Genomic DNA, 23013 nt, shown 5'->3' with positions numbered 1-23013 from the left:
ATGCTGAGCTGGGGCATGCATGCCGCCGCGGCGGTGCTGGCCGCGCTCGTCTTCGGCGCGGTGCTGTGGCCGTTGCGGCGCGGCCGCGGCCGCGGCGACGCGGCGCTGCTCGGCGTCGCGGTGCTGGCGCTGGGCGTGGCCGCTGCCGCGCTGTATGCGCTGGTCGGCACGCCGCGCGCGCTGCAGGCGCAGAACCGCGAAGCGCCGCGCAATCTCGAAGACGGCGTGGCGCAGCTGCAGGCGGCGCTGGCCAAGGATCCCACTCGCGCCGACGGCTGGGCGCTGCTGGCGCGCTCGCAGATGTCGCTGGGCCGCCCCGGCGAGGCCGCCGCCGCATTCACGCGCGCGGTGCAGCTGGCGCCGGACGACGCGCAATGGCTGGTGCAGGCGGCCGAAGCGCGCGCGCTGGCCGCGCCGCAACGGCAGTTCGACGCACAGGGCATCGCCTGGCTGCGGCACGCCTTGCAGGTCGAACCGAACAACGAGCGTGCCGCCTGGTTCCTGGGCATCGCGCAACGCCAGCGCGGCCAGCATGCCGAGGCCGCGGCGACCTGGGAAGCGCTGCTGCCGCGCGTGGATGCGGCCACCGCCGCCGCGCTGCGCCCGCAGATCGACGCGGCACGCGCCGATGCCGGCTTGCCGGCGCTGCCGGCTGCTGCGCCAGGCGCAGCGGCAACGGCCACGGCAGGCGCGACGGCCGCGCCGAACGCGGCAGCCTCGTCTGCACCCACCGCTGCCGGCACGCTCACCGTGGCGGTGTCGCTGGACCCGGAATTCGCCGCACGCGTGCGCCTGCGCGGCGACGCCAGCGTGTTCGTGATCGCGCGCGTGCCCGGTGGCCCGCCGATGCCGGTCGCGGTGCAGAAGCATCCGCTGCAGGCGCTGCCGCTGCGCGTCACCCTGAGCGATGCCGACAGCCCGATGCCGACGCAGAAACTGTCGCAGCTCAAGCAAGTGCAGGTGCTGGCGCGGCTCTCGGCCAGCGGCAACGCGATGCGCCAGGAAGACGACCTGGAATCGGCGCCGGTGACGGTGACGCTGCCGGCGGCGACGCCGGTGGAGCTGGTGATCGGCAAGCCATGACGCAGCACACCCAGGTTCTTCTGTAGGAGCAACTGGGTGGCCTCGGGCCATCAGCCGCGACAGGCATTCCGCAACCGACATGGTCGCGGCGTCGGTGTCGCGGCTGAAGCCGCTCTACAAGGGTAGACGTGACACCACACCCACGCCGCGTCCTCCGCCGCACGGCTAGAATCGGCGCATGACCGAATTCATTCCTCCCGGCAGCCGCTTCCTCGCCCTGCCCTCGCCGTTCCCGATGAAGCGCGGCGGCCAGCTGCGCGAGGCGCGTGTCGCCTACGAGACCTGGGGCACGCTGGCGGCGGACCGCAGCAACGCGATCCTGATCGTCACCGGCCTGTCGCCCGACGCGCACGCCGCCGCGCATGCCGACGATCCCAGTCCCGGCTGGTGGGAGGCGATGCTCGGCGCCGGCAAGCCGATCGACACGCAGCGCTGGTTCGTGATCTGCGTGAACTCGCTGGGCAGTTGCAAGGGCTCGACCGGCCCGTCCTCGCCGGATCCGGACGACGCGCGGCCGTATCGCCTGCGCTTCCCGGAACTGTCGATCGAGGACGTCGCCGATGCCGCCGCGCACGTGGTGCGCGCGCTGGGCATCGACCGGCTGGCGTGCCTGATCGGCAACTCGATGGGCGGCATGACCGCGCTGGCGCTGCTGCGCCGGCATCCGGGGCTGGCGCGCAGCCACGTCAACATCTCCGGCAGCGCGCAGGCGCTGCCGTTCTCGATCGCGATCCGCTCGCTGCAGCGCGAGGCGATCCGCCTGGATCCGAACTGGAATGGCGGCGACTACGACGAGGCCACGTATCCGGAGTCGGGCATGCGCATGGCGCGCAAGCTCGGCGTCATCACCTACCGCTCGGCGCTGGAATGGGATGGCCGCTTCGGCCGCGTGCGGCTGGACTCGGACCAGGCCGACGAGGATCCGTTCGGCCTGGAATTCCAGGTCGAAAGCTATCTGGAAGGCCATGCGCGGCGCTTCGTGCGCCGCTTCGATCCGAACTGCTATCTGTACCTGAGCCGCTCGATGGACTGGTTCGACCTGGCCGAATACGCCGGCGGCGACGTACTCGCCGGACTGGCGACGATCCGCATCGAACGCGCGCTGGCGATCGGCGCCAACACCGACATCCTGTTCCCGGTGCAACAGCAACAGCAGATCGCCGACGGCCTGCGCGCCGGCGGCGCCGACGCGCAGTTCCTGGGCCTGGACTCGCCGCAGGGACACGACGCGTTCCTGGTCGATTTCGCGCGCTTCGGGCCGGCGGTGAAGGGATTCCTGGATGCGTTGTAGCGGGTGGGTTTATGCCCCCGACCGCAATTGCAGGCAGATGATTCCACGCGCCGCTCGTCGCGACTGAAGTCGCTCCCACAAGGATTTCCGGCGACGCGGAGCTGCGCGGCCTCTTGTGGGAGGGACTTCAGTCCCAACTGCACCGACTCTCGGCAAGCGCACCGCTGCGAGGTCGTTCGTGGCCGCGCTACGGATCGGCTAGCAGCCGCCCCTGCTGCATCCGGTAGCGCGTATGCACCACGCCTTCGGGCAGCGCGTCGTGGCTGATCAATAGCAGGCTGCGCTGGCCCAGCGCCTGGGTCAGGTCGCGCAGCAAGGCCTGCGCGGTGTCCACGTCCAGGCCTTCGGTGGGTTCGTCCAGCACCAGCAGCGGCGCGTTGCGCAGCAGCGCGCGGGCCAGGGCCAGGCGCCGCGCCTGGCCGGCGGACATGGTCGCGCCGTTCTCGCCCAGCCATGCATCCAGGCCGCCGACCTCGTGCAGCCATGCGTCCAGGCGCACGTCGGCGAGCGCGCGCTGCAACGTGGCGTCGTCGGCGTCGGCCGCGCCCAGGCGCAGGTTGTCGCGCACGCTGCCGGCGAACACCGGCGCGCCCTGCGGCAGCCAGGCGATGCGCCGGTGCCATTGCGCCTGGGCCAGCGCGCGCAGGTCCACGCCGGCATAACGGACGCTGCCGTGCTGCGGATCCCACAGCCGCAGCAGCAGCGCCGACAAGGTGGTCTTGCCGCTGCCGCTGTCGCCGCTGATCGCGACGCGCTCGCCCGGTGCGATGCGCAGGTCGATGCCGTCGAGCACGTGCCGGGTTTCGCCGGGCCAGGCGAAGACCACGCCGTCGAAGCGCACCTCGCCGGCGGCGGGCAGCGACTGCGGCTGCGCGGCGTCGGCCACCGGCGCGGTCTGGCCGGCAATCGCCTGCAGCCGCTGCGCGGCGACGCGGCCGGATTGCAGCGCCTGCCAGGCCAGGCCGGCACCGGCCCAGACTTCGAGCAGGGCCACGCTCAGGAACAGCAGCCCGGCCGCCTGTTCGGCACCGATCAGTTCGGCACGCGCCGCGCCCAGCGCCAGCCACAGCATCGCCAACAAGCCCAGCGCGGCGCACAGCGCGTGCAGCGCATTGCCGCCGATCAGGCGCTGCCGCTGGCGGCGATCCTGCGTGCGCAGGTGCTGCGCGCTGGCGTCCACGCGCGCGATCCAGTCGGCCTGCGCATCCAGCGCGGCCAGGTCGGCGGCGCCTTCCAGGCCTTCGTAGGCCAGCGTGCGCAGCGCCTCGCGCTGCTGCGCGCGGTGCTGCTCGCGCACGCGGCCGCCGTACGCGACCACCCACGGCACGCCGGCGCCGATCGCCAGCGCCAGCACTGCCAGCACCATCGCTGCCGGCCGATAGATCGCCGCCGCCGCGGCCACACCGACGATGCCGATGCCGAGCAGTGCCGCCAGCGGCGCCAATGCGCGCACCACCAGGCCATCGACCTCGCCGATATCCGACATCAAGCGCGCCAGCAGTTCGCCGGTGCGGCTGGCGCCGAGTCTGGCCGGCGCCAACGGCAGCGCGCGGCGGAAGAACCACACGCGCAGGTCGCGGGCGATGCGCAAGGTGGCGTCGTGGCCGACCAGCTTCTCGCCGTAGCGCGAGGCGATGCGGGCGAAGGTCAGCGCGCGGATGCCCGCCGAGGGCGAGAAGAAGTTGAAACCGCTGCCCATGCCGGCCACGCCGGCCAGCGCCGCGGCGGTCAGGAAGCCGCCGGACAGGCCGAGCAGGCCGACCCCGGCCAGCAGCGTGCACAACAGCAGCAGCGCGGTCAGCAGCAGGCGGCCGAGGTGGCGGCCGAACACGCTGCGCAGGTCGTCGCGTGCGGGGCCGCTCATGGCGCGGCGCCGAGCGCGGCGTCGGCCACGCTGCGTGCCGGCAGCCGCAGCACGCGGTCGGCCCAGCGCATCGCCGCCTCGCTGTGGGTGGCGACGATCACGCTGCGGCCGTGGCTGAAGGCGGCCAGGGTGCGCAGCAGTTCGGCCTCGGTGTCCGGATCGAGGAAGGCGGTGGGTTCGTCGAGCAGCAACAGTTCGGGATCGCGCAGCAGCAGCCGCGCCAGGCCGATGCGCCGCGCTTCGCCGCCGGACAGGCCGAAGCCGCGTTCGCCGATCACGGTGTCCAGGCCCAGCGGCAGGCGCGCGGCGAAGCGCAGCACCTGCGCCGCTTCGGCCGCGGCCTGCAGCTGCGCGGCGCTGGCCTGCGGCGCGGCCAGGCGCAGGTTGTCGGCGATGCTGCCGTGGAACAGGTACGGGCGTTGCCCGGCGTAGCCCACGCGCAGCCCGGGCCGCAGGTGCAGGCTGCCGGCACGCGGCGGCAGCCAGCCGGCCAAGGCTTCGAGCAGCGTGCTCTTGCCGCTGCCGCTGGGTCCGACCAGGGCCAGGCGCTGGCCGGGCTGCAGGCTGAAGGACAGATCGCGCAGCGCATCGCAGCGCGCGCCTTGTGGCCGCAGCGTCAGGCCCTCGGCATGCAGCAGTGCCTGCGCGGGAGCCGCTGGCGTCGCCATCGATGCGGGCGTTGCGGGCACTACCGACGCTGCAGGCACTGTGGGCACTGCGGCTGCTGACGTCGCGGAAGCAGGCATTGGCGACACCGGCCGCAACGGCGCAGACGGCGCGCCCGCAACGAGCGACCCCTCAGGCAGCGACGCCGATGCCGCCACATCCGGCAACTCGCCGAGCAGGCGCTCCACTTCGGCGGCCGCCGCCAGCGCGTTGGCGCGGTCGTGGTAGTGCGCGGCCAGGCGCCGCAGCGGCGCGTAGAACTCCGGCGCCAGCAGCAGGCAGAACACGCCCACGCCCAGGGTCGGCACCGCCGCATGCAGCGCGATCATGCCCAGGTAGCTCAGGCCCAGGTACATCGCCACCATCGCCACGCTGACCGAGGCGAAGAACTCGAGCACGGTCGAAGACAGGAACGCGATGCGCAGCACTTTCAGGGTGCGTTCGCGCACGCCCTCGGCGGCGGCGGCGATGCCGCGCAGTTCGTCCTCGCCGCGGCCGTACAGGCGCAGCAGGCCCAGGCCCTTGAGCCGGTCGGCGAAATGCCCGCCCATCCGCGCCAGCTCGCGCAGCTGGCGGCGCCCGGCGGCCTCGGCGCCCCAGCCGACCAGCATCATGAAGATCGGCACCAGCGGCGCGGTGCACAGCAGCAGCAGGCCCACCACCCAGTCGCTCCAGCCGACCGCGAGCAGGATCAGCAACGGCACCACGCTCACTTCCAGCCGCGCCGGTTGGTAGCCGGCGTAGTAGCCGTCCAGCGCGTCGCCGTGCGCCAGCAGCAATTCGCCCAGTTCGCCGTTGCGCTGGCCGCGCAGCCACAGCGGGCCGCGCTGCAGCAGGCGCCGGTACACGCGCCGGCGCAGTTCGAACTTCGCCGCATCGGCGACATCGCCAGCGGCGCGCTGCGCGCACGCGCCGAGCAGCGCGCGCACGACCAGCACCAGCGCCAGCAGCGCGAAGGCGGGCAGCGCCTGCTGCAGCTCACGGCGCTCCACCAACAGCGCCTGCAGCAGCCAGGCGATGGCGCCGGCCTGCACGATCAGCAGCGCCCCGGACAGGCTGAGCGCCAGCGCCGCCACGCGCTGGCGCCCGCGCGCCGCCGCGCCCAGCGACGCCAGCCAGCGCACGCGTTGCTGCCGCAGGTGCGGCGACTCGGCAGGCGGTGCGGCGGACGACTCGGCGGGATCGGTCAAAACGGGCTCGGCGCGGCAAACGGGCCGCCATTGTAAGGCGGCATCCCGGTCGGAACCGCCGCGTGCCGCCACCATGTCGGCGGCGCCCGGCGCGAACATTGATCTGAATCAAGGCCGAACGCGCGGCGGAAGCGGAACATCGCCTTCAACCTACCGCCACTCGGCCACCCAGATGCGCATTTTCCACGAGGTAGCACAGCCATGATCGACACCGCCGTCGTAGAGCTGTCGCGGCTGCAATTCGCCATGACCGCGATGTACCACTTCCTGTTCGTCCCGCTCACCCTCGGCCTGTCCTTCATGATCGCGATCATGGAGAGCGTGTACGTCATGACCCGCAAGGAGGTCTGGCGGCGCATGGCGCTGTTCTGGGGGGTGCTGTTCGGCATCAACTTCGCGATGGGCGTGGCCACCGGCATCGTGATGGAGTTCCAGTTCGGCATGAACTGGTCGTACTACAGCCACTACGTCGGCGACATCTTCGGCGCGCCGCTGGCGATCGAAGGGCTGATGGCGTTCTTCCTGGAAGCCACCTTCATCGGCCTGTTCTTCTTCGGCTGGAACAAGCTCTCGCCGGTCAAGCACCTGATGGTGACCTGGCTGATGGCGCTGGGCACCAACCTGTCGGCGGTGTGGATCCTGATCGCCAACGGCTGGATGCAGAATCCGACCGGGGCGGTGTTCAATCCGGACACGATGCGCATGGAAGTGGTCGATTTCATGGCGGTGGTGTTCAACCCGGTGGCGCAGGCCAAGTTCGTGCACACGGTCAGCGCCGGCTACGTGACCGGGGCGGTGTTCGTGATGTCGATCAGCGCGCTGTTCCTGCTGCGCGGCACGCACCGCGACATCGCGCGGCGCTCGTTCGCGGTGGCCGCCGCGTTCGGCCTGGCCTCCTCGCTGTCGGTGGTGGTGCTCGGCGACGAGAGCGGCTATGCCGCCAACGAACACCAGAAGATGAAGCTGGCCGCGATCGAGGCGATGTGGGAGACCGAACAGGCCCCGGCCGACTTCACCGCCTTCGGCATCCCCAACCAGGCCACCGGCAAGAACGATTACGCGATCAAGGTGCCGTACCTGATGGGCCTGGTCGCCACGCGCTCGCTGGACACGCCGATTCCCGGCATCCTGGAACTTGTCAAGCGCGCCGAGCACCGCATCCGCGGCGGCCAGATCGCCTACGGCGCGCTGCAACGGCTCAAGGCCGACCGCAACGACGTGCAGGCGCGCGAAGTGTTCGACCGCCACTGGCAGGACCTGGGCCACGGCCTGCTGCTCAAGCGCTATCGCGACGACATCCTCAACGCCACGCCGGAGGAGATCTCCAAGGCCGCGCTCGACACCGTGCCGCGCGTGCTGCCGCTGTTCTGGACGTTCCGGGTCATGGCCGGCCTGGGCTTCTACCTGATCGCCTTCTTCATCGCCGCGATGTGGTTCTCGTGCAGGCACACCTTCGAGGACAAGCGCTGGTTCCTGAAGCTGGCGCTGTGGACCCTGCCGGCGCCGTGGATCGCGATCGAATGCGGCTGGTTCGTCGCCGAGTACGGCCGCCAGCCGTGGGCGGTGGAAGGCGTGCTGCCCACCTTCTACGCCGCCTCCGGCCTGGCCCTGCACGAGATCCTGATCACCCTGGCCGGCTTCGTGGCGATCTACACCGTGCTGCTGGTCATCGAGATCAAGCTGATGCTCAAGGCAATCCGCAAGGGCCCGGACGCTCTGCCCGCGCTGCTGCAGCCGACCCCGCGCCCCGCCGCGCCCCTTGCCGCCACCGCGGCCGCCGGTCAACTCTGATCCCGGCAGGAGAATGACGATGGACTTCATTGCATTGGACTACACCACGCTGCGCCTGATCTGGTGGCTGCTGCTCGGCATCCTGCTGATCGGTTTCGCGGTGATGGACGGTTTCGACCTGGGCGTCGGCGCGCTGCTGCCGTTCGTGGCAAAGACCGACGCCGAACGCCGGCTGGTGGTCAACACCATCGGCCCGGTCTGGGAAGGCAACCAGGTCTGGCTGGTGCTCGGCGGCGGCGCGATCTTCGCCGCCTGGCCGCCGCTGTACGCGGTCAGCTTCTCCGGCTTCTACCTGGCGATGTTCGTGATCCTGTTCGCGCTGATCCTGCGCCCGGTCGGGTTCAAGTTCCGCGGCAAGCTGCCCAGCCAGCGCTGGCGCAACGGCTGGGACTGGGCGCTGTTCATCGGCGGCTTCATCCCGGCGCTGATCATGGGCGTGGCGGTGGGCAACGTGGTGCTCGGCGTGCCGTTCCACTTCGACGACACGCTGCGGGTGTTCTACACCGGCAGCTTCTTCGGCCTGCTGATGCCGTTCGCGCTGCTCGCCGGCCTGCTCAGCGTGAGCATGCTGGTGGCGCACGGCGCGGCGATGCTGGTGCTGAAGACCGACGGCCCGGTGGCCGAGCGCGCGGCCCGCTACGGCAGCGTGGCGGCGCTGCTGGCCTGCGCGCTGTTCGCCGCCGGCGGCGTGTGGGTGGCGCTGGGCCTGCCCGGCTATGCGGTGACCTCGCCGGTGGTCACCGACGGCGCCACCAACCCGCTGCTGAAGACCGCAGTGCTGGGCGAGGTCGGCGGCTGGATGCACAACTACCAGGCGATACCGCTGACCGCACTGGCGCCGCTGGCCGGGCTGCTCGGCCTGCTGCTGAGCGCGCTGCTGCTGCATCGGCGCCGCGGCGGCCTGGCGTTCATCGCCTCGGGCGCGGCGATCGCCGGCATCATCCTCACCGTCGGCTTTGCGATCTTCCCGTTCCTGCTGCCCTCCTCCAGCCAGCCCGGCTCCAGCCTGACCGTGTGGGACGCCTCCAGCAGCCGCCTGACCCTGTGGATCATGCTGCTGGCCACGGTGGTGTTCCTGCCGATCGTGCTCGGCTACACCATCTGGGTGTACCGGGTGCTGAAGGGCAAGGTCAGCGCCGCCTCGCTGGACGACAACCCCAACGCGTACTGAGCGCGTCCAACCCGATCGCATCATAGGAGATTGCACCATGTGGTATTTCGCCTGGATTCTCGGTGTCGGCCTGGCCTCCACCGCCGCCATCCTCAACGGCATGTGGTTCGAGGCGCGCGAGGCCGCCGCCGCGGACGCCGCGGACTGAAATTTTTTCGTAAGGGATCTTGCCGAATACGGGTGACCCCCGTATCATGTGCGGCTCCTTCGGGGTGTAGCTCAGTCTGGTAGAGCGCTACGTTCGGGACGTAGAGGTCGCAGGTTCGAATCCTGTCTCCCCGACCAGCTTCAAGATCGCGAGAAACCCGGAAAACGCAAGTTTTCCGGGTTTTTTTGTGGCCGCGGCATGCAGGCGCGGGGCATCGCGTCGGGCCCGCAGGCGGTCCGCGCCAACGCTGCGAGCTTCCACCCGCGCTCCGCCGCGCCGTCGGCAAGTCGGCGCCGGCGATGAACTCCCATGTCCACCAGCCCCGCATCGGCTGGCAGCATCGATGAGCGGGCTTGCTGGCGCGCCCGACTGTGACTTGGACCGACATCTTCGGGTATGGGATCGCCGCCGAATTCGCGCAAAGCAGCGCCTTTTCGGCAGTCGACCACCGCATTGCGGCATTGGCGATAACCTGCCGGCCGCCTCATCAAGGCGCCCCCATCCTTCCTAGCGATGCCAACTCATGCCTTCCACGACACTCATCCGCTCGCAATCCGAACCGATCCTTACCAGAAATGCCGCGCTGGACCAGCAAGCAACCGCGAATGGTTCGCAGTCTGCCCGTGTTCCGGAGCACGACCATGGCAGCGCCACCAACTCGCCGCTGGAGAATGCGCCGCGCCGCACATTGCGGCGCCAGGCATCGGCGCCAGCGATCGCCCAGCACACCCGCAATCCCGGCACGCCTGGCTTGCAGACTCCGCTGCTGGCTTCTTCCAGCGGCCAGGCCGGAAGCCCGCCGTCGCACGCCCAGGCCGCTGGCACGCCGTTGCATGCGGGCGCGGTGCGCCGGAACGCCGAGGGTCTGCTATCCGACGATCCGGTCGTCCATGCGCTGCTGGCGTATGTGCAGGCCGACCAGGAAATCCCGGCAGAGATCGCGAGCAGCGACATCTCCAGCCTGGAACTACACGCCCATCCCCAACTCGCGACCGCAGTGGACGCCTTCAAGCGCGCATTCACCGTCGAAACGGCGGACCTGGTGTCGCATGCCGATGCATCGGGTCGGGCAACCGAGCAGATCGATGCCGATATCCATATTGCGATGCTGCTGAAAGCCATAGAACAGGGCGCGCGGGCATTCGGGCCCAATGCGTCGATCGAGGTGGAAGGCCGCGGCAGCCTGCCTGTCGATCAGTTTCTGGCCTCGCATGCCCCCACGATCAACTCCAACGACGACCTGTTGGGCAAGTTCGTCAACGACAAGGTCCGCAACGACCGCGATCTGCTGACCCGCCTGGGCGCGCAGTCGCTGCTGCATGCCGCCACCAAGAAAGAGTTCCAGTTGCTCGGACTCGCAGGCAGCATCGGCGTCAGCAGCGGGCTGGGTTCGGCATGGGAACTGGGCGTGTCGCAACTGCTGAAGAACGCCATGTTCGGGAAAGGTTTTTCGCCAAGCAAATACGCCCTGCAAGCGGCAGGAATCGATTCGGCGCCACCCGCATTGATCGAGACGCTGGATACGCTCTGCGTGCTGTCGATCATCAAGGGCATGAAGGGCGAGGATTGGTCGTTGCGCGACCTGCTGCCCAAGGCCATGAAGGCCGGCGCCATCTCGTCGGCACTCTCGTTCCCCAACAATCTGTTGCAATACACCGGCTTCAAGTCCAGGCCGGCCGATCTTGCAGCGAACACGGTCACCAGCGAGGCAGCCATTTTCGGTGCGGCATCGGGGATCCCGCCCGAGTTGAAGGAGAGCGAGGAGCTCATGCGCGCGGGCCTGTTCCAGAGCATGAAGGACGGCGTGATAGCACGTCCCGCCGGTGAAGCCTCGGCGAAGCATACGATCGAACAGATGGCCAGACATGCACTGGATATCGCGCCAGGCGAAAGTACGGCGGTGAAATCCATGGGCCTGGCCGCCATCGTCGGCATGATGCCGTTGATCGCCAGCGACAAAGCGACCGGGCTGGCCTCGGAACAGCTGTTGCGCATCGTCCGCAGCGCCGTGTTCAACCCGATCGAGGCGATCGCGCTCAATGCGATCGCGCTGGGTGGCCGCATCAAGGTCCCGGGATTGTTCGACTCCGACAACGCCAAGCACGCGCGCGTCGTGCAGACGATTCTGGTCCGCGCCAGCCAACAGATGGATGCCGGCAATCGCACGATCAGCGCCGAGGAGTTGCATCGTCAGCTTGCGCCCCGGAGCGAGTTCCTGCGCCACATGGGCGCGGCCATCGTCAAGGGCATGAACTTGAGCATGGACGCCATCCCGATGCTGGCCCGCAAACTCGGCTATGGCAAGGCCCCGCTGGACGCGCGCATTCCGTACCAGGATCTGCACGCGCCTGCGCCCGTTCCGCAAGCCTTGCCGTGATCAAGACGGCAGCCGTGGGGAAGATGCCCGGCTGACCGCCCCCGGCCGTCGCGCGGCGGCAGATTGCCGCCGCGCGCCCTGCGCGACGCCATCGCCGGCGCCTCGATCGCCGGCGCCGGCCGCGCGGGACCGCCCGCTCAGCGCAGCGGCAGGCTGATGAAACTGGCCTGCTGCGGCGTATGCCAGATCCGCTGCGTCGCCTTCCGGTAATCGCCCGGCTTGGCGAAGTAGATGTTGGGCACGTAGGTCTGCGGGTTGCGGTCGTACAGCGGGAACAGGCTGGACTGCACCTGCACCATCACCCGGTGGCCGCGCTGGAAGGTGTGGTTGGCGGTGGGCAGGCCGAAGCGGTAGGCCAGCGGCTGGTTCGGCGCGATCGGCCCGGGGGTTTCGAAGCTCTCGCGGTAGCGGCCGCGGAAGATCGCCATCGACACCGCCAGTTCGTAGCCGCCCAGCTTCGGATCGGAGGCCATTTCGTCCGGGTAGACGTCGATCAGCTTCACCACCCAGTCGCTGTCGCTGCCGCTGGTGGAGGCCTGCAGGTGCACTTCGGGCACGCCGGCGATGCGCAGCGGCGCCTCCAGCGGCGCGCTGACGAAGCTCAGCACGTCCGGGCGGCCGTCGACGAAGCGCTGGTCGTGCACCAGCCAGGTGGTCCACATGTCGCGGTCGCCGAAATCGACCGGGCGCGGCACGAACGGCACCGGCTTGGCCGGGTCGGACACGTATTCCTCGTAGTCGCCCTGCCCGGCCGTCGGCGCGGCGAACGACAGCGTGCCGCCGGCGGCCAGGTACAGCGGCTTGCTGCGCGCCGCGCAGCCCTGCGCGCAGCTGCGCGGCCAGGTCTGCAGGCGATCCCAATGGTTCTCGCCGGTGTTGTAGATGAACACCGGCGGCGTGTCGGCCTTGGCCGCGCCATCGATCAGGTATTGATCGAAGAACGGCTTGAGCACGTCGCGGCGGAACTGCAGCGCAGTGTCGCCATCGAACTTCAGCGCGCCCAGCGCAGAGCCGTCGTAGTTGACCTGGCTGTGCCGCCACGGCCCCATCACCAGATAATTCCTGTCGTTGCCGGCGTCGCGCGGCTCCATCGCCTGGTAGCTGTGGATCGCGCCCCACATGTCCTCCTGGTCCCACAGGCCCTGCAGCCACATCGTCGGTACCTTCAGCGGGGTGCGCGCCATCACCTTGTCCAGCGCCTGCTGCTGCCAGAAGCTGTCGTAGGCCGGATGCTCGGTCAGCTTGCGCCACCACGGCAGCTGGTCCACACCGGCGGCCTTGGCGTAGTCGCCGGCCGAGCCGGCGCGCAGGAAATTGCTGTAGTCGTCGTGGCCCTGGCGCGGGATGCGGACACCCTTGCCGCGCTGGGTCAGCTGGCCGGTGAAGTAGTCGAAGTTGACCTGGCGGAAGGCGCCGTAGTTGAGCCAGTCGTCGCCCATCCAGCCGTCGATCATCGGGCTTTCCGGCGCGGCCACCTTCAGCGCCGGGTGCGGGTCGGTCAGCGCCATCACCACGGTGAAGCCTTCGTAGGACGAGCCGATCATGCCGACCTTGCCGTTGGACTCGCGCACGTGCTTGACCAGCCAGTCGATGGTGTCCCAGGCGTCGGTGGCGTGGTCGACCTTGCTGCCGTTGAGCGGCCCGCGCAGCGGCCGGGTCATCACGTAGTCGCCCTGCGAACCGTACTTGCCGCGGATGTCCTGGAACACGCGGATGTAGCCGCCGTCGACGAACACCTCGTCGCTCTGCGGCAACAGGTCGCGCATGTGCGGCGAGGCCAGCCGGCTGGCGCGGCCGCTGGCGTCGTAAGGCGTGCGCGTCAGCAGCATCGGCGCATGCTGCGCGCCCTTGGGCAGCACGATCACCGTGTGCAGCTTGACTCCGTCGCGCATCGGGATCATCACCTCGCGCTTGACGTAGTCGTTGGCCTCGGTCGGCGCGGCGAAGGTCTTGCCGGTGATGTCGGGGGTCATCGGCGCGGTCTGCGCCTGGGCGGCGGCGGCCAGCGCGGCGGCAATGACGGTGACGAGCAAGCGGGCGGCGATGGGACGCATGGAACCTCCGGACAGTGAGACGACGACTGTAGGCGCAACCGCGGCCCGTACGGAAGTGTCAACGCGCCGCACACGGCCCTGCATGTCCGCCTGCGACCGCAGTGCGGACGCGCCAGGACATGGAAATGGCGGAACCCGGAGCCGGAACGGCCATGCTGCCGCCAACGCCGCAGACCATGGCGGACAGGCGCAACGCCATCGGCGCAATCGCGCCGGAAACCGCACGCGACGGCTTCCCTGCAGCGCGCACGGCAGGTACAACGATACTTCTGCCCATCGTCGCGATCGCGCGCGGGCGCCGGCGAGACCCACACGATGAGCGATTCCGAGCACGCGCCCGGCAATGCGGCACGCCGCGCGTTCCTGAAGCAAGGCGGCGCCCTGGCCGCGATGCTGCCGTTGCTGAGCCTGCCGGCGTTCGGCCGCACGCTCGCCGCGCCGCTGCGCCCGACCCGCTCGCCGCTGGTGCCGCCGGCGCAGGCGTTGCGGATGCACTACGCCAGCCCGGCCAGCGAGGCCGACGTGTTGCGGCAAGGCCTGCCGATCGGCAACGGCCGCTTGGGCGCACTGGTCGGCGGCGCGCCCGAGCGCGACTTCCTGTACCTGTCCGATGCCAGCCTGTGGACCGGCGGGCGCAACGACGTGCTCGACGCGCAGGGCCAGTTCTCCTACGAGAAGGACACCTTCGGCAGCTTCGTGATGCTGGCCAAGCTGTATCTGGAACTGGACGGACACGCGCCGGCGCAACTGCGCGACTACCAGCGCGAGCTGGACCTGAGCAACGGCTGCATGCGCGTGCGCTACACGCTGGGCGCTGCGCAGTTCACCCGCACCGTGTTCGCCAGCCATCCAGACGACGCCATCGTGATCCAGCTCGAGCAGCGCGGCGGCGGCCGCCACAGCGGCCGGCTGCAGCTGGTCAGCGCGCACGCCGCACCGGCGCAGGGCGATGCCGGCGGGCGACTGGGGTTTTCCGGCGCATTGGGCAACGGCCTGCGCCATGGTGCGAACGTGCAATTGATCGCCGCCGACGGCACGCTGGAACTGCATGGCGACACGCTGCACTTCCGCGACTGCAGCGCGCTGCGCATCGTGGTGTGCGGCGGCAGCAACTACGTGCCCGACCTGGCCAGGAACTACCGCGATCCGACGCTGGATCCGCAGGCCCTGGCGCGGCAACGTTGCGACGCCGCGGCGAAGCTCGCGCCCGAGGCCTTGCTGTACACCCACGTGGCCGACTACCGCGCCCTGTTCGACAGCATGCAGGTGGACCTGGGCCGTTCCAGCCCGGCGCAACGCAAGCTCGACATAGGGGAGCGGCTGCAGGCGCGCGCCGCAGCGGATACGCCCGACCCGGAACTGGAAGCGCTGTACCTGCAGTTCGGCCGCTACCTGACCATCGCCGCCTCGCGCGACGCGCTGCCGATCAATCTGCAAGGGTTGTGGCTGGAGAACAACGATCCGCCGTGGATGAGCGATTACCACAGCGACGTCAATCTGCAGATGAACTACTGGCTGTCCGACGCGGCCGGGCTGAGTCGGTGCTTCGACGCGCTCGCTCGCTACTGCCTGGCCCAGTTGCCGGCATGGACGCAGATCACCCAGGCGCACTTCAACGACCCGCGCAACCGCTTCCGCAACACCTCCGGCAAGATCGCCGGCTGGGCCGTGGCGTTCTCGACCAATCCGTTCGGCGGTAGCGGCTGGTCCTGGCACCCGGGCGGCAATGCCTGGCTGTGCGACAGCCTGTGGCAACACTACGAATACACCCAGGACCGCGCCTACCTGGCGCGGATCTACCCATTGCTCAAGGGCGCCTGCGAATTCTGGCAGGCGCGGCTGATCGAGCTGGAAGTGACCGGCACCGACGGCCGCCCGCAGCGGCGCCTGGTCGACGATCACGACTGGTCGCCCGAGCACGGCCCGGAGAACGCGCGCGGCATCGCCTACGCGCAGGAGCTGGCCTGGAACCTGTTCGGCCAATACCGCCAGGCCAGCGCGCTGCTTGATCTCGATGCGGCGTATGCGGCGACCATCGCCGAGCTGCAGCAACGCCTGTACCTGCCGCAGATCAGCCCGAGCAGCGGGCAGTTGCAGGAATGGATGTCGCCCGACGACCTGGGCGAGGCGCACCACCGCCACCTGTCGCCGCTGATGGGGCTGTATCCCGGCCATCGCCTGCATCCGGACCTGGCCCCGCCGGAGCAGGTCGCCGCGGCGCGCAAGCTGCTGGAGGCGCGCGGCATGCACAGCTTCGGCTGGGCCTGCGCCTGGCGCGCGCTGTGCTGGGCACGGCTGGGCGAGGCCGAACGCGCCTATGCGCTGGTCGCGACCAATCTCAAGCCGTCGATCGTGCACAGCAACGGCACCGCGCCGAACTTCTTCGACATCTACGACCTCAGCCAGCATGGCGACCCCACGCTGGGCGGCGTGTTCCAGATCGACGCCAACTTCGGCACGCCCGCCGCGATGCTGGAAATGCTGCTGTACTCGCGCCCCGGCCACATCGCACTGTTGCCGGCGCTGCCGAAGGCCTGGGCCGAACACGGCCGGGTCACCGGCATCGGCGCGCGCGGCGGCTTCGTAGTGGACCTGGAATGGCGCGACGGCAAGGCCACGCGGATCGCGCTGCGCAGCGTCGGCGGCACCCGCACCGAGATCGCGTTCAACGGCACGCGGCGCACGGTCGAACTGGCGCGCGGCGGGTGGCTGTGGGTGCTATGAGCGTTCCTGGTGATCGGCTTTAGCGATAACACCCGTCTCGACCGAAGCGGCTCCCGCAAGGGCCTTCGCGTATATCAGATGCGTCGATGCAGCACCCGGTCTTAGCCATGCATCGGCATGGGTCTCCAGCGAATTACACACGGCCGGGCGCGCGTTTTTGCCGTCCCCGGCAGCCCGCGCCTGTCCCATTTTCACCGAGGTGTCGACGAACAGTCGCACGCAGCTGATAGCGCTCGATCACCACCGGCATTCGCGCACGGCAACGAGGTAATACCGCCCTTATCAACTACAGATATCGACGGAATTGTCAAGACCCCCAATTCCCCGTACTTAATTTTAAACTCGACTAATAGACTCATCTTCGTGTTTGGAATCCTCCACACACACCAATCGAGGAGAAAATCTATGCGCTTCACTGAAGACATGATCCCGAACCTGAGCCAGCAGGTCGCAGTTGGTGGCGCCGAATCCTCGGCTCCGACCCTGACCGCAATCGCCATCTCCGACGACGCAGTGATCATCATCGTAGTCGTGGCGATCGTCCTCGCCTAATAACAGAGTGCCGGGGCGCCCCGGCACTTCCTATGTTCACCGAATTCGTGCCGAGCCCAGGTATGACCTCAAATCTCCAGACAATTCTTGAGCAGTCATCTGATCTGCAGAACCTCGTTGAGGCATCTGACGCAGATACCGACTTCGACTTCCAGCGTTATACTCCGCTATTTCAAGCTGTCGCGTCATCATCCCTAGTTCGGGATATCATACAGTTTCATATAGAACAAATCGCAACGAACGCATCATACACGCCGGGAAAGTTTGTAATTTCTGGTGATGTCCATGGCACCACCTTCTTCGAGAACAAGCACTTCACGATGGCTATTGGCTATCGCAGCACTGACAAAAGACTCAAGGCGACGGAGAATGGTCGCGGGAACCGCATTCTGGTCAATGCCTTCGATCACTTCTCATCAATCATTAAACTGAATGGAATCGGAGAGTGGACGCGCTACGACGTTCCCGCCTTTTCTGATCTTGAGCCGCTGGAACCAGAAGCCGAAATGACCATCATCGAGAAAGGGCGCTTCAAGGAAGGACAGCACTTCTTCCTTCCCGCCGGACGCAGCGCCTTCACTCTTGACCACTTCCATGGCAATGCCATCTATCTCGATATTACTGGGAACACGTCAAAATTCCACTGCACACCGATCTTCGACCGCGACACCCTGAAGCTTGTCGGGATCACTGCCGGCAACCGCGTATCGGCACGAATTGAAATTCTGACAAAAGCGCTTACATGCCTGGAGCACACTCCAGCACTGCCAATTCTAGAAGAGCTTGCCAATCACTCCCATCATTTCGTGCGCTGGAACTCCATTCGTCATGCCATATGCCTCGATGGGCTATTTGGCCTCCATCTTGCTCAAAAAGCGGTCAATGATCCCCATCCACATGTAAGCCAGGCCGCTTCGCAGACCGTTGCCTACTTAGCACCGCTGCTCGAAGGAACGTCCTATGCCAATTAAGATCGAATCAGACGCAACCGACACCATCTCGCTTACCGAATTTTTAGATCACATCGAACATGAGGTTGAAATAAGCGATATTGACCAGCTTGCCGCCACGTCAGACAAACTGAAGGCTCTTTGCAACAATCGCTCGTTCCTCGGTGAATTCATAACCCGGCAACTTGAGAACGCAGCGCGCATGCAGCTAAAGAACAGCTACAACTCACAGGTCCTGATACTCGGCGGCGGCGACAATTGGTTTGCCCGTGCCAACTTTTGGCCAGCAGCGAAAGACTCCATCGTCAACTCGACCGGTAGAGAGACATTCTACTACGACGTCCCTCACGACCACAATTTCAACTTCCTGACCATCGGGTATTACGGGCCCGGCTATGAATCAGACTTTTACGAATACGACCATTCCAAAGTTCAAGGATACGTAGGCGAGAAAGTCGAGCTTCGCCCTATTGGCCGTATCGGCATCCCGCAAGGCCACATGCTTCTCTATCGCCGCAGCCTGGATGTCCACTCTCAATTATATCCGGATTCATTTTCGATCACACTGAATCTCGTGCACACAGATCAGGTCGAAATATCGCAGATTAATCAATACTACTTCGACGTGAAGAACTCCACAATCGGGGCCATCATCAACCGCAACGCTGCTCCGTTCCTGATCAGTGCCGCCCGCCACCTTGGATTAGAAGGGGCAGATCAGATCTTCAGCGAACTGATCTCTCCACGCTATCCGGCAAGGATACGTGCCGAAGCCATGTATGCCCTTTTCGAGCGGCAACCCGGTGAGCGGGAGCGACTCATAGCGCTGGCTGCAGATGACACATCGGACTACTTGAGCAATATCGTCCACCAAGATTTCGTCTACAGAGCAACTACGTAGCGCCGCCCCCGACGCTCCCATCTGTCACCGGGAAAACACCGCGTCCACCCATCAGATCGACGCACCTCATCGCACCCGGCAACCTCCATGGCAACCTTCCAATAGCGGCATAGCAAGCCAACAAGCATGGACATCCATGGACATCAGAAAACTAAAGCCCTATCTGGTTGGCCTCCTTCTCCTGGTTCTTTCTGTCCGCCTGGCCAACCACCACATGTTGGATCGCCCCAAATCAAATTTCTCCGACACCCGGTCTGCAAATGGAGATGTTGTCGTGGGCTCGTTGCGGTTTTCTCCCTGCGAGCTGGGGAAGAACGGCGAAAGGCCACTAACTGAGGCGGTATGCACGTCGATCACAGTTCCGGAGAACTATGACCGTCAGGCAGGGCGCACCATCAAGCTCTTCGTTGCGATGTTCCCTAGTCGCAGCCTGAAGCCGAGTCACAATCCTGTGTTCTTCCTGCCAGGAGGACCAGGCCAGGCAGCCTCCGAGAGCTTCCTTGCTCTTGGCGATGCGTTGCCGCGTCTGAATGAAGATCGGGACATCGTTCTGCTGGACGCTCGCGGCACAGGCCAATCTGAACCTGCCCAGTGCCCATCGGCTCCTCAAATCGCCAAAGGCCTAACGAGTGGCGATGTCGAGGTTACAGCGAGTGCAACCGCTTTGTGCCGCATCACTCTTGGCCAAAACAGCGACTTGACTCGATACGGCACTGAAGATGTCGCCCGCGATCTTTGGGAGCTGCAGACACAACTCAAAGTGGAAAAATCATCCCTTGTCGCCGTGTCGTATGGCACCCGCATCGCGCAGCGGTTCGTACAGGAATACCCTTCGAACGTCGAGGCGGTCGTGCTGGACAGCGTCCTTCCAGAGAAGGCCATCCTGGGCAGCGAAGCAGAGGAAATCCTCAAAGCTGCGCTGGACGATCGGCTCCACTTATGCGACTCCGACAGCAGATGCGCTGCTTCGTCGAGCCAGGCCAGTTCCTACATCAATCGCCTCTTCGACCGTGATCACCCAGTCGACCTGGGTACCGAAGCGCACACGCTCGGTGAGATGCTCGCATTCCGGCAGCTTGCGATGCGAGCCGAGACCGCAGAGCTCATTCCTGTGGCCGCGCAGGCTTCCTCCAGCGGTGATCACACGATTATCAGGGCCTCCCTAAAGGAAGAGGCGCATATGCTGGAAGGCATATCCTGGCTTTCCTACCTGTCGACCACCTGTAATGAATCGGCAGATGCGATCGGCTCGGAACCCGATGCATCCCGAAGCTGGGGCATACGACGAATGCTCCTCGCCCAGTGCAAAGGCTGGCCCCGATCTGCTGCGCGCCGAGACGGCGCTACGATCAACGACGGAACCTCCAGCGTCCCTACCCTGATCCTAGCCGGGCAGATGGATCCACTCACGCCGGCAAGCTATGCGCACCAGGTCCAGGAGCACCTCAAGCAAAGCCATCTCGTCGTTCTCCCGCTGCAGGCCCACAACGTGATTGGTCGCGCATGTGCACCATCGCTGGCCACCACCTTCCTGAACAATCCTACGACAGACTCGTTCGATACGAGCTGCGTGGGCTCCTATGCTCCGCCTGTTGCGCTCCTCGGAGATAACTAATGATCACTGTCAACAATCTTCACAAATCCTTTGGTGAGGTTGCTGCGGTCAAAGGGGTGAGCTTCCGAGCACTCGATGGCCAGATCACTGGGCTTCTAGGCCCCAACGGCGCGGGCAAAAGTACCACGCTACGCATGGTCTATACGGCAACCGCACCGGACGAAGGCTCGATTCTTATCGACGAGATGGACGGCGTGGCCCGACCACTGGACGCGAGAAGGCGATTGGGTGTACTTCCCGACTCTCCTGGCCTTTATCGCAAGCTCACCGCGCGGCAGAACATAGAGTACTTTGCCCGCCTCCACGGCCTGGGCAGAGAATCAGTTGCTGCGCGTTGTGAAGCGCTGATAAAAGACCTCGGGATCCTTGACATCGCTGATCGGCTAACCGAAGGGTTTTCGCAAGGTCAGAGGATCAAGACTGCGATTGCCCGTGCCCTGATCCACGATCCACACAACGTAGTTCTCGATGAACCGACAAACGGCATGGATGTGATGTCGATCCGCGTGCTTCGATCCTTTCTCTGCCAACTCCGTGAGCAGGGCCGATGCGTAATATTCTCCAGTCACGTGATGCAAGAGGTAGAGAGACTCTGCGATCAGATCGTCGTGATCTCGGGCGGGCAGTCAGTTGCACAATGCGGCCCACAGTCACTCAAGGCGGCAACAGGCAGGGATGATCTGGAGGATGCCTTCATAGACACGGTCGAGCGCAACCATCAGGCTCTCGACGGAGTTCCAACATGAACGCCGCCCTAGTCGTCTATCTAAAAGAGATGCAGGAGAGCATTCGCGACAGCAAAACGCTCATTAACAGCCTTCTTCTGGGGCCCTTGGTTGCCCCGTTGATCATGCTTCTCGTCATAGGCACGGAAATTGGTAGAAAGGAAGAAGTGCGAAATCACGTGGTTACCGTAGAGGTTCAAGGAGCGGGAAACGCCCCGAAGCTGGTTGCCGCACTGCAAAGCGACGTGTTGCATCTGGTGCCGATTGACACACGATTACCAGGCAAACCGGACGCGAAGTCGACGAGCCTTGTTGGATTGCGCATTCCCAATGGCTTCGAACAAGCATGGAACTCCAATCAGCCTGCACAAGCGGTCATTTCATACGACTCATCCAACAAAGACAGCGCAGCGGATGCAACGAAACTCCGAATGGCAATTCTTGTCCTCTCTCAATCGACAACGGCCGTTCGCCTGCTGGAAAACGGCCTCCCCCCCTCAATCATCACGCCCATCGCCATTTCCGAGCACGACAGGTCGACTCCATCATCCAGGGCCGGCGTCCTGTTCACCATGCTTCCGTACTTTTTCATACTTGGCGCCTTCATTGGCGGCATGCCAATAGCAATTGACACTACGGCCGGTGAACGTGAGCGGCGTTCCCTCGAATCGCTCTTCATCAATCCTGTCCGCCGCAGCACGATACTTATCGGAAAGATAGCCGCCACTAGCACCTTCTCGGTAACCACCGTGATGATCAGCGTGATCGCCTTTTCCCTGATCGGAAGGTCACTTCCGATTGATCGACTTGGGATGTCGCTGGATCTGAACGCATCTTTCGCACTCACAACGCTGCTGATCATGGCCCCCCTATGCATTCTCACGGCATCTACCCAGATCCTCGTAGGTGCATTCTCCAGTTCCTACCGACAAGCACAGACCTCACTGTCACTGCTCATGTTCGTTCCGATCGTCCCCTCTATTTTACTCTCGCTGAAGCAAGCCAGCGCCTCCTCGATTAGCTATGCCACACCCCTGCTTAGCCAGCATCTGATCGTCAGCAGGCTTCTTCGGACCGAGGCCGTACCATTCGGTGGAATTGCCCTCTGCGTGACAGCCACGCTGATAGCCGTAGCTGTCATGTTCCTGGGAATCAAGAGGATCTACGACTCCAGCAGTCTGCCAATTGCCGTTTGATTTCAAGAAACCCCATAGTTGGAGATCATCATGAACGTTTTTACTGATTCGGCAAAATTCTTCCAGCGCCTCGACAAGAAGCCTTCATTTCTGTACTTCTTGCTGGCAACCATCACCATGGCGAGTATGGTGTGGATCGTCTACTTCAAGAATGTCGACTTCGGCTGGATGATCGGAAACACCCTTTCCTCGGTCAACGGCCTGAGTGACAAGCAAATCGAGCTTGCCCAATTTACCATCAATCCTACAGTGATGTCCTGGTCCAAGGCATTTGGATCTGGCATCCAGTTCCTGCTGTGGTATCTGGTCATGGCCACCTACTTTTGGATTGTTGCCAGACTTTCAGGAAAGTCCCGCCGTTTTCTTGATTGGCTTGGGTTTCAGACTTGGGTCGGAGCACCGCTATTCATCTCGCTGGTGGCTCAACTTATTGAGACACTTATAATGCCCCCTAGGTCCATGCCTTCTTCTATTCAGTTGACGCACTTAGACCCTTTAATTATGCATCTACCGACGAACAGCGCCTGGAAGGGTCTCGCCTCCCACTTCGACCTGCTAAACATCGGCTGCATCTGGCTCGGTGCCGTGGCATGGCGCATCTGGGTGGGTGGCGGCTGGGGCAAGTGCGTGCTGATCGCGGCTGCACCCTATGTACTGCTGTACGGCGGTTGGGCTGCCTTCATCCTTGCTTTTCGCTGATGCGAACGTCGTCAGC

General features: G+C 65.6%; 17 protein-coding genes and 1 tRNA gene. 15 read left to right on the top strand and 3 right to left on the bottom strand.

What is annotated here, in order from left to right; all coding sequences use genetic code 11:
• Positions 1-1083, top strand: coding sequence for a tetratricopeptide repeat protein (locus tag FZ025_RS17190; RefSeq protein ID WP_046980138.1), 1083 nt, complete (start codon positions 1-3; stop codon positions 1081-1083).
• A 178-nt stretch (positions 1084-1261) separates the two neighbouring features.
• Complete coding sequence (gene metX, locus FZ025_RS17185; protein ID WP_046980139.1) at positions 1262-2374, top strand: homoserine O-acetyltransferase MetX; 1113 nt, start codon at positions 1262-1264, stop codon at positions 2372-2374.
• Positions 2375-2561: 187 nt separating this feature from the next.
• Here the strand turns inward: metX and cydC are convergent, their stop codons facing one another.
• Both cydC and cydD read right to left on the bottom strand, forming a co-directional pair.
• Complete coding sequence (cydC, locus tag FZ025_RS17180) at positions 2562-4238, bottom strand: thiol reductant ABC exporter subunit CydC (RefSeq protein WP_046980140.1); 1677 nt, start codon at positions 4236-4238, stop codon at positions 2562-2564.
• The gene (gene cydD, locus FZ025_RS17175) at positions 4235-6094 is read right to left on the bottom strand and encodes a thiol reductant ABC exporter subunit CydD (protein ID WP_046980143.1); all 1860 of its coding nucleotides are present in this window, start codon (positions 6092-6094) and stop codon (positions 4235-4237) included. Before cydD ends, cydC begins: the two co-directional genes overlap by 4 nt.
• Before the next feature lie 201 nt (positions 6095-6295).
• Here cydD and FZ025_RS17170 point away from each other — a divergent pair, with 201 nt between their 5' ends.
• The 5 genes from FZ025_RS17170 (at position 6296) to xopB (ending at position 11581) form a co-directional block, all read left to right on the top strand.
• Complete coding sequence (locus tag FZ025_RS17170; protein WP_104557958.1) at positions 6296-7885, top strand: cytochrome ubiquinol oxidase subunit I; 1590 nt, start codon at positions 6296-6298, stop codon at positions 7883-7885.
• A gap of 19 nt (positions 7886-7904) precedes the next feature.
• Positions 7905-9056 (top strand): cytochrome d ubiquinol oxidase subunit II, encoded by a 1152-nt coding sequence (cydB, locus tag FZ025_RS17165; RefSeq protein WP_104557956.1) that lies wholly within the window; start codon positions 7905-7907, stop codon positions 9054-9056.
• Between the two features lie 37 nt (positions 9057-9093).
• Entirely contained in the window at positions 9094-9204 is a 111-nt protein-coding gene (gene cydX, locus FZ025_RS17160; protein WP_046978049.1) for a cytochrome bd-I oxidase subunit CydX, read from the top strand.
• 60 nt (positions 9205-9264) lie between these two features.
• A tRNA-Pro gene (locus tag FZ025_RS17155) sits at positions 9265-9341 on the top strand.
• A 386-nt stretch (positions 9342-9727) separates the two neighbouring features.
• A complete protein-coding gene (xopB, locus tag FZ025_RS17150) occupies positions 9728-11581 on the top strand; it encodes a XopB/HopD1 family type III secretion system effector (RefSeq protein WP_244292393.1) in 1854 nt (617 codons plus the stop codon).
• 137 nt (positions 11582-11718) lie between these two features.
• Here xopB and FZ025_RS17145 read toward each other — a convergent pair whose 3' ends face one another.
• On the bottom strand, positions 11719-13635 hold the full coding sequence (locus tag FZ025_RS17145; RefSeq protein ID WP_046978050.1) for a CocE/NonD family hydrolase: 1917 nt from the start codon (positions 13633-13635) through the stop codon (positions 11719-11721).
• A 315-nt stretch (positions 13636-13950) separates the two neighbouring features.
• Between FZ025_RS17145 and FZ025_RS17140 the strand changes: the two genes are divergently transcribed.
• The 8 genes from FZ025_RS17140 (at position 13951) to FZ025_RS17105 (ending at position 22997) form a co-directional block, all read left to right on the top strand.
• Complete coding sequence (locus FZ025_RS17140) at positions 13951-16359, top strand: glycosyl hydrolase family 95 catalytic domain-containing protein (RefSeq protein ID WP_046978051.1); 2409 nt, start codon at positions 13951-13953, stop codon at positions 16357-16359.
• 405 nt (positions 16360-16764) lie between these two features.
• Positions 16765-16911, top strand: a complete 147-nt coding sequence (locus FZ025_RS17135; protein ID WP_158185590.1) for a hypothetical protein — start codon at positions 16765-16767, stop codon at positions 16909-16911.
• Positions 16912-16943: 32 nt separating this feature from the next.
• Positions 16944-17882: a hypothetical protein gene (locus FZ025_RS17130; RefSeq protein WP_046978052.1), complete on the top strand. Its 939-nt coding sequence runs from the start codon at positions 16944-16946 to the stop codon at positions 17880-17882.
• Positions 17872-18762: a hypothetical protein gene (locus tag FZ025_RS17125; RefSeq protein ID WP_053057156.1), complete on the top strand. Its 891-nt coding sequence runs from the start codon at positions 17872-17874 to the stop codon at positions 18760-18762. Before FZ025_RS17130 ends, FZ025_RS17125 begins: the two co-directional genes overlap by 11 nt.
• A 136-nt stretch (positions 18763-18898) precedes the next feature.
• On the top strand, positions 18899-20377 hold the full coding sequence (locus FZ025_RS17120; protein ID WP_104557952.1) for an alpha/beta fold hydrolase: 1479 nt from the start codon (positions 18899-18901) through the stop codon (positions 20375-20377).
• A complete protein-coding gene (locus FZ025_RS17115; protein WP_046978054.1) occupies positions 20377-21123 on the top strand; it encodes an ABC transporter ATP-binding protein in 747 nt (248 codons plus the stop codon). The genes FZ025_RS17120 and FZ025_RS17115 overlap by 1 nt, the downstream gene beginning before the upstream one ends.
• Positions 21120-22298, top strand: coding sequence for an ABC transporter permease (locus FZ025_RS17110; RefSeq protein ID WP_046978055.1), 1179 nt, complete (start codon positions 21120-21122; stop codon positions 22296-22298). The genes FZ025_RS17115 and FZ025_RS17110 overlap by 4 nt, the downstream gene beginning before the upstream one ends.
• 30 nt (positions 22299-22328) lie before the next feature.
• On the top strand, positions 22329-22997 hold the full coding sequence (locus tag FZ025_RS17105) for a YIP1 family protein (RefSeq protein ID WP_146093501.1): 669 nt from the start codon (positions 22329-22331) through the stop codon (positions 22995-22997).
• Positions 22998-23013 lie beyond the last annotated feature (16 nt).

Source organism: Xanthomonas hyacinthi (assembly GCF_009769165.1).
Lineage (GTDB): Bacteria > Pseudomonadota > Gammaproteobacteria > Xanthomonadales > Xanthomonadaceae > Xanthomonas_A > Xanthomonas_A hyacinthi.
This window is presented reverse-complemented; position numbering and strand designations above follow the sequence as displayed.

Bases quoted from the DNA above. Each gene is read 5' to 3' on its own strand.
- FZ025_RS17190 (WP_046980138.1), top strand. From the start codon at position 1: ATGCTGAGCTGGGGCATGCATGCCGCCGCGGCGGTGCTGGCCGCGCTC.
- metX (WP_046980139.1), top strand. From the start codon at position 1,262: ATGACCGAATTCATTCCTCCCGGCAGCCGCTTCCTCGCCCTGCCCTCG.
- cydC (WP_046980140.1), bottom strand. From the start codon at position 4,238: ATGAGCGGCCCCGCACGCGACGACCTGCGCAGCGTGTTCGGCCGCCAC.
- FZ025_RS17170 (WP_104557958.1), top strand. From the start codon at position 6,296: ATGATCGACACCGCCGTCGTAGAGCTGTCGCGGCTGCAATTCGCCATG.
- cydB (WP_104557956.1), top strand. From the start codon at position 7,905: ATGGACTTCATTGCATTGGACTACACCACGCTGCGCCTGATCTGGTGG.
- cydX (WP_046978049.1), top strand. From the start codon at position 9,094: ATGTGGTATTTCGCCTGGATTCTCGGTGTCGGCCTGGCCTCCACCGCC.
- xopB (WP_244292393.1), top strand. From the start codon at position 9,728: ATGCCTTCCACGACACTCATCCGCTCGCAATCCGAACCGATCCTTACC.
- FZ025_RS17145 (WP_046978050.1), bottom strand. From the start codon at position 13,635: ATGCGTCCCATCGCCGCCCGCTTGCTCGTCACCGTCATTGCCGCCGCG.
- FZ025_RS17140 (WP_046978051.1), top strand. From the start codon at position 13,951: ATGAGCGATTCCGAGCACGCGCCCGGCAATGCGGCACGCCGCGCGTTC.
- FZ025_RS17135 (WP_158185590.1), top strand. From the start codon at position 16,765: ATGCGCTTCACTGAAGACATGATCCCGAACCTGAGCCAGCAGGTCGCA.
- FZ025_RS17130 (WP_046978052.1), top strand. From the start codon at position 16,944: ATGTTCACCGAATTCGTGCCGAGCCCAGGTATGACCTCAAATCTCCAG.
- FZ025_RS17125 (WP_053057156.1), top strand. From the start codon at position 17,872: ATGCCAATTAAGATCGAATCAGACGCAACCGACACCATCTCGCTTACC.
- FZ025_RS17120 (WP_104557952.1), top strand. From the start codon at position 18,899: ATGGACATCAGAAAACTAAAGCCCTATCTGGTTGGCCTCCTTCTCCTG.
- FZ025_RS17115 (WP_046978054.1), top strand. From the start codon at position 20,377: ATGATCACTGTCAACAATCTTCACAAATCCTTTGGTGAGGTTGCTGCG.
- FZ025_RS17110 (WP_046978055.1), top strand. From the start codon at position 21,120: ATGAACGCCGCCCTAGTCGTCTATCTAAAAGAGATGCAGGAGAGCATT.
- FZ025_RS17105 (WP_146093501.1), top strand. From the start codon at position 22,329: ATGAACGTTTTTACTGATTCGGCAAAATTCTTCCAGCGCCTCGACAAG.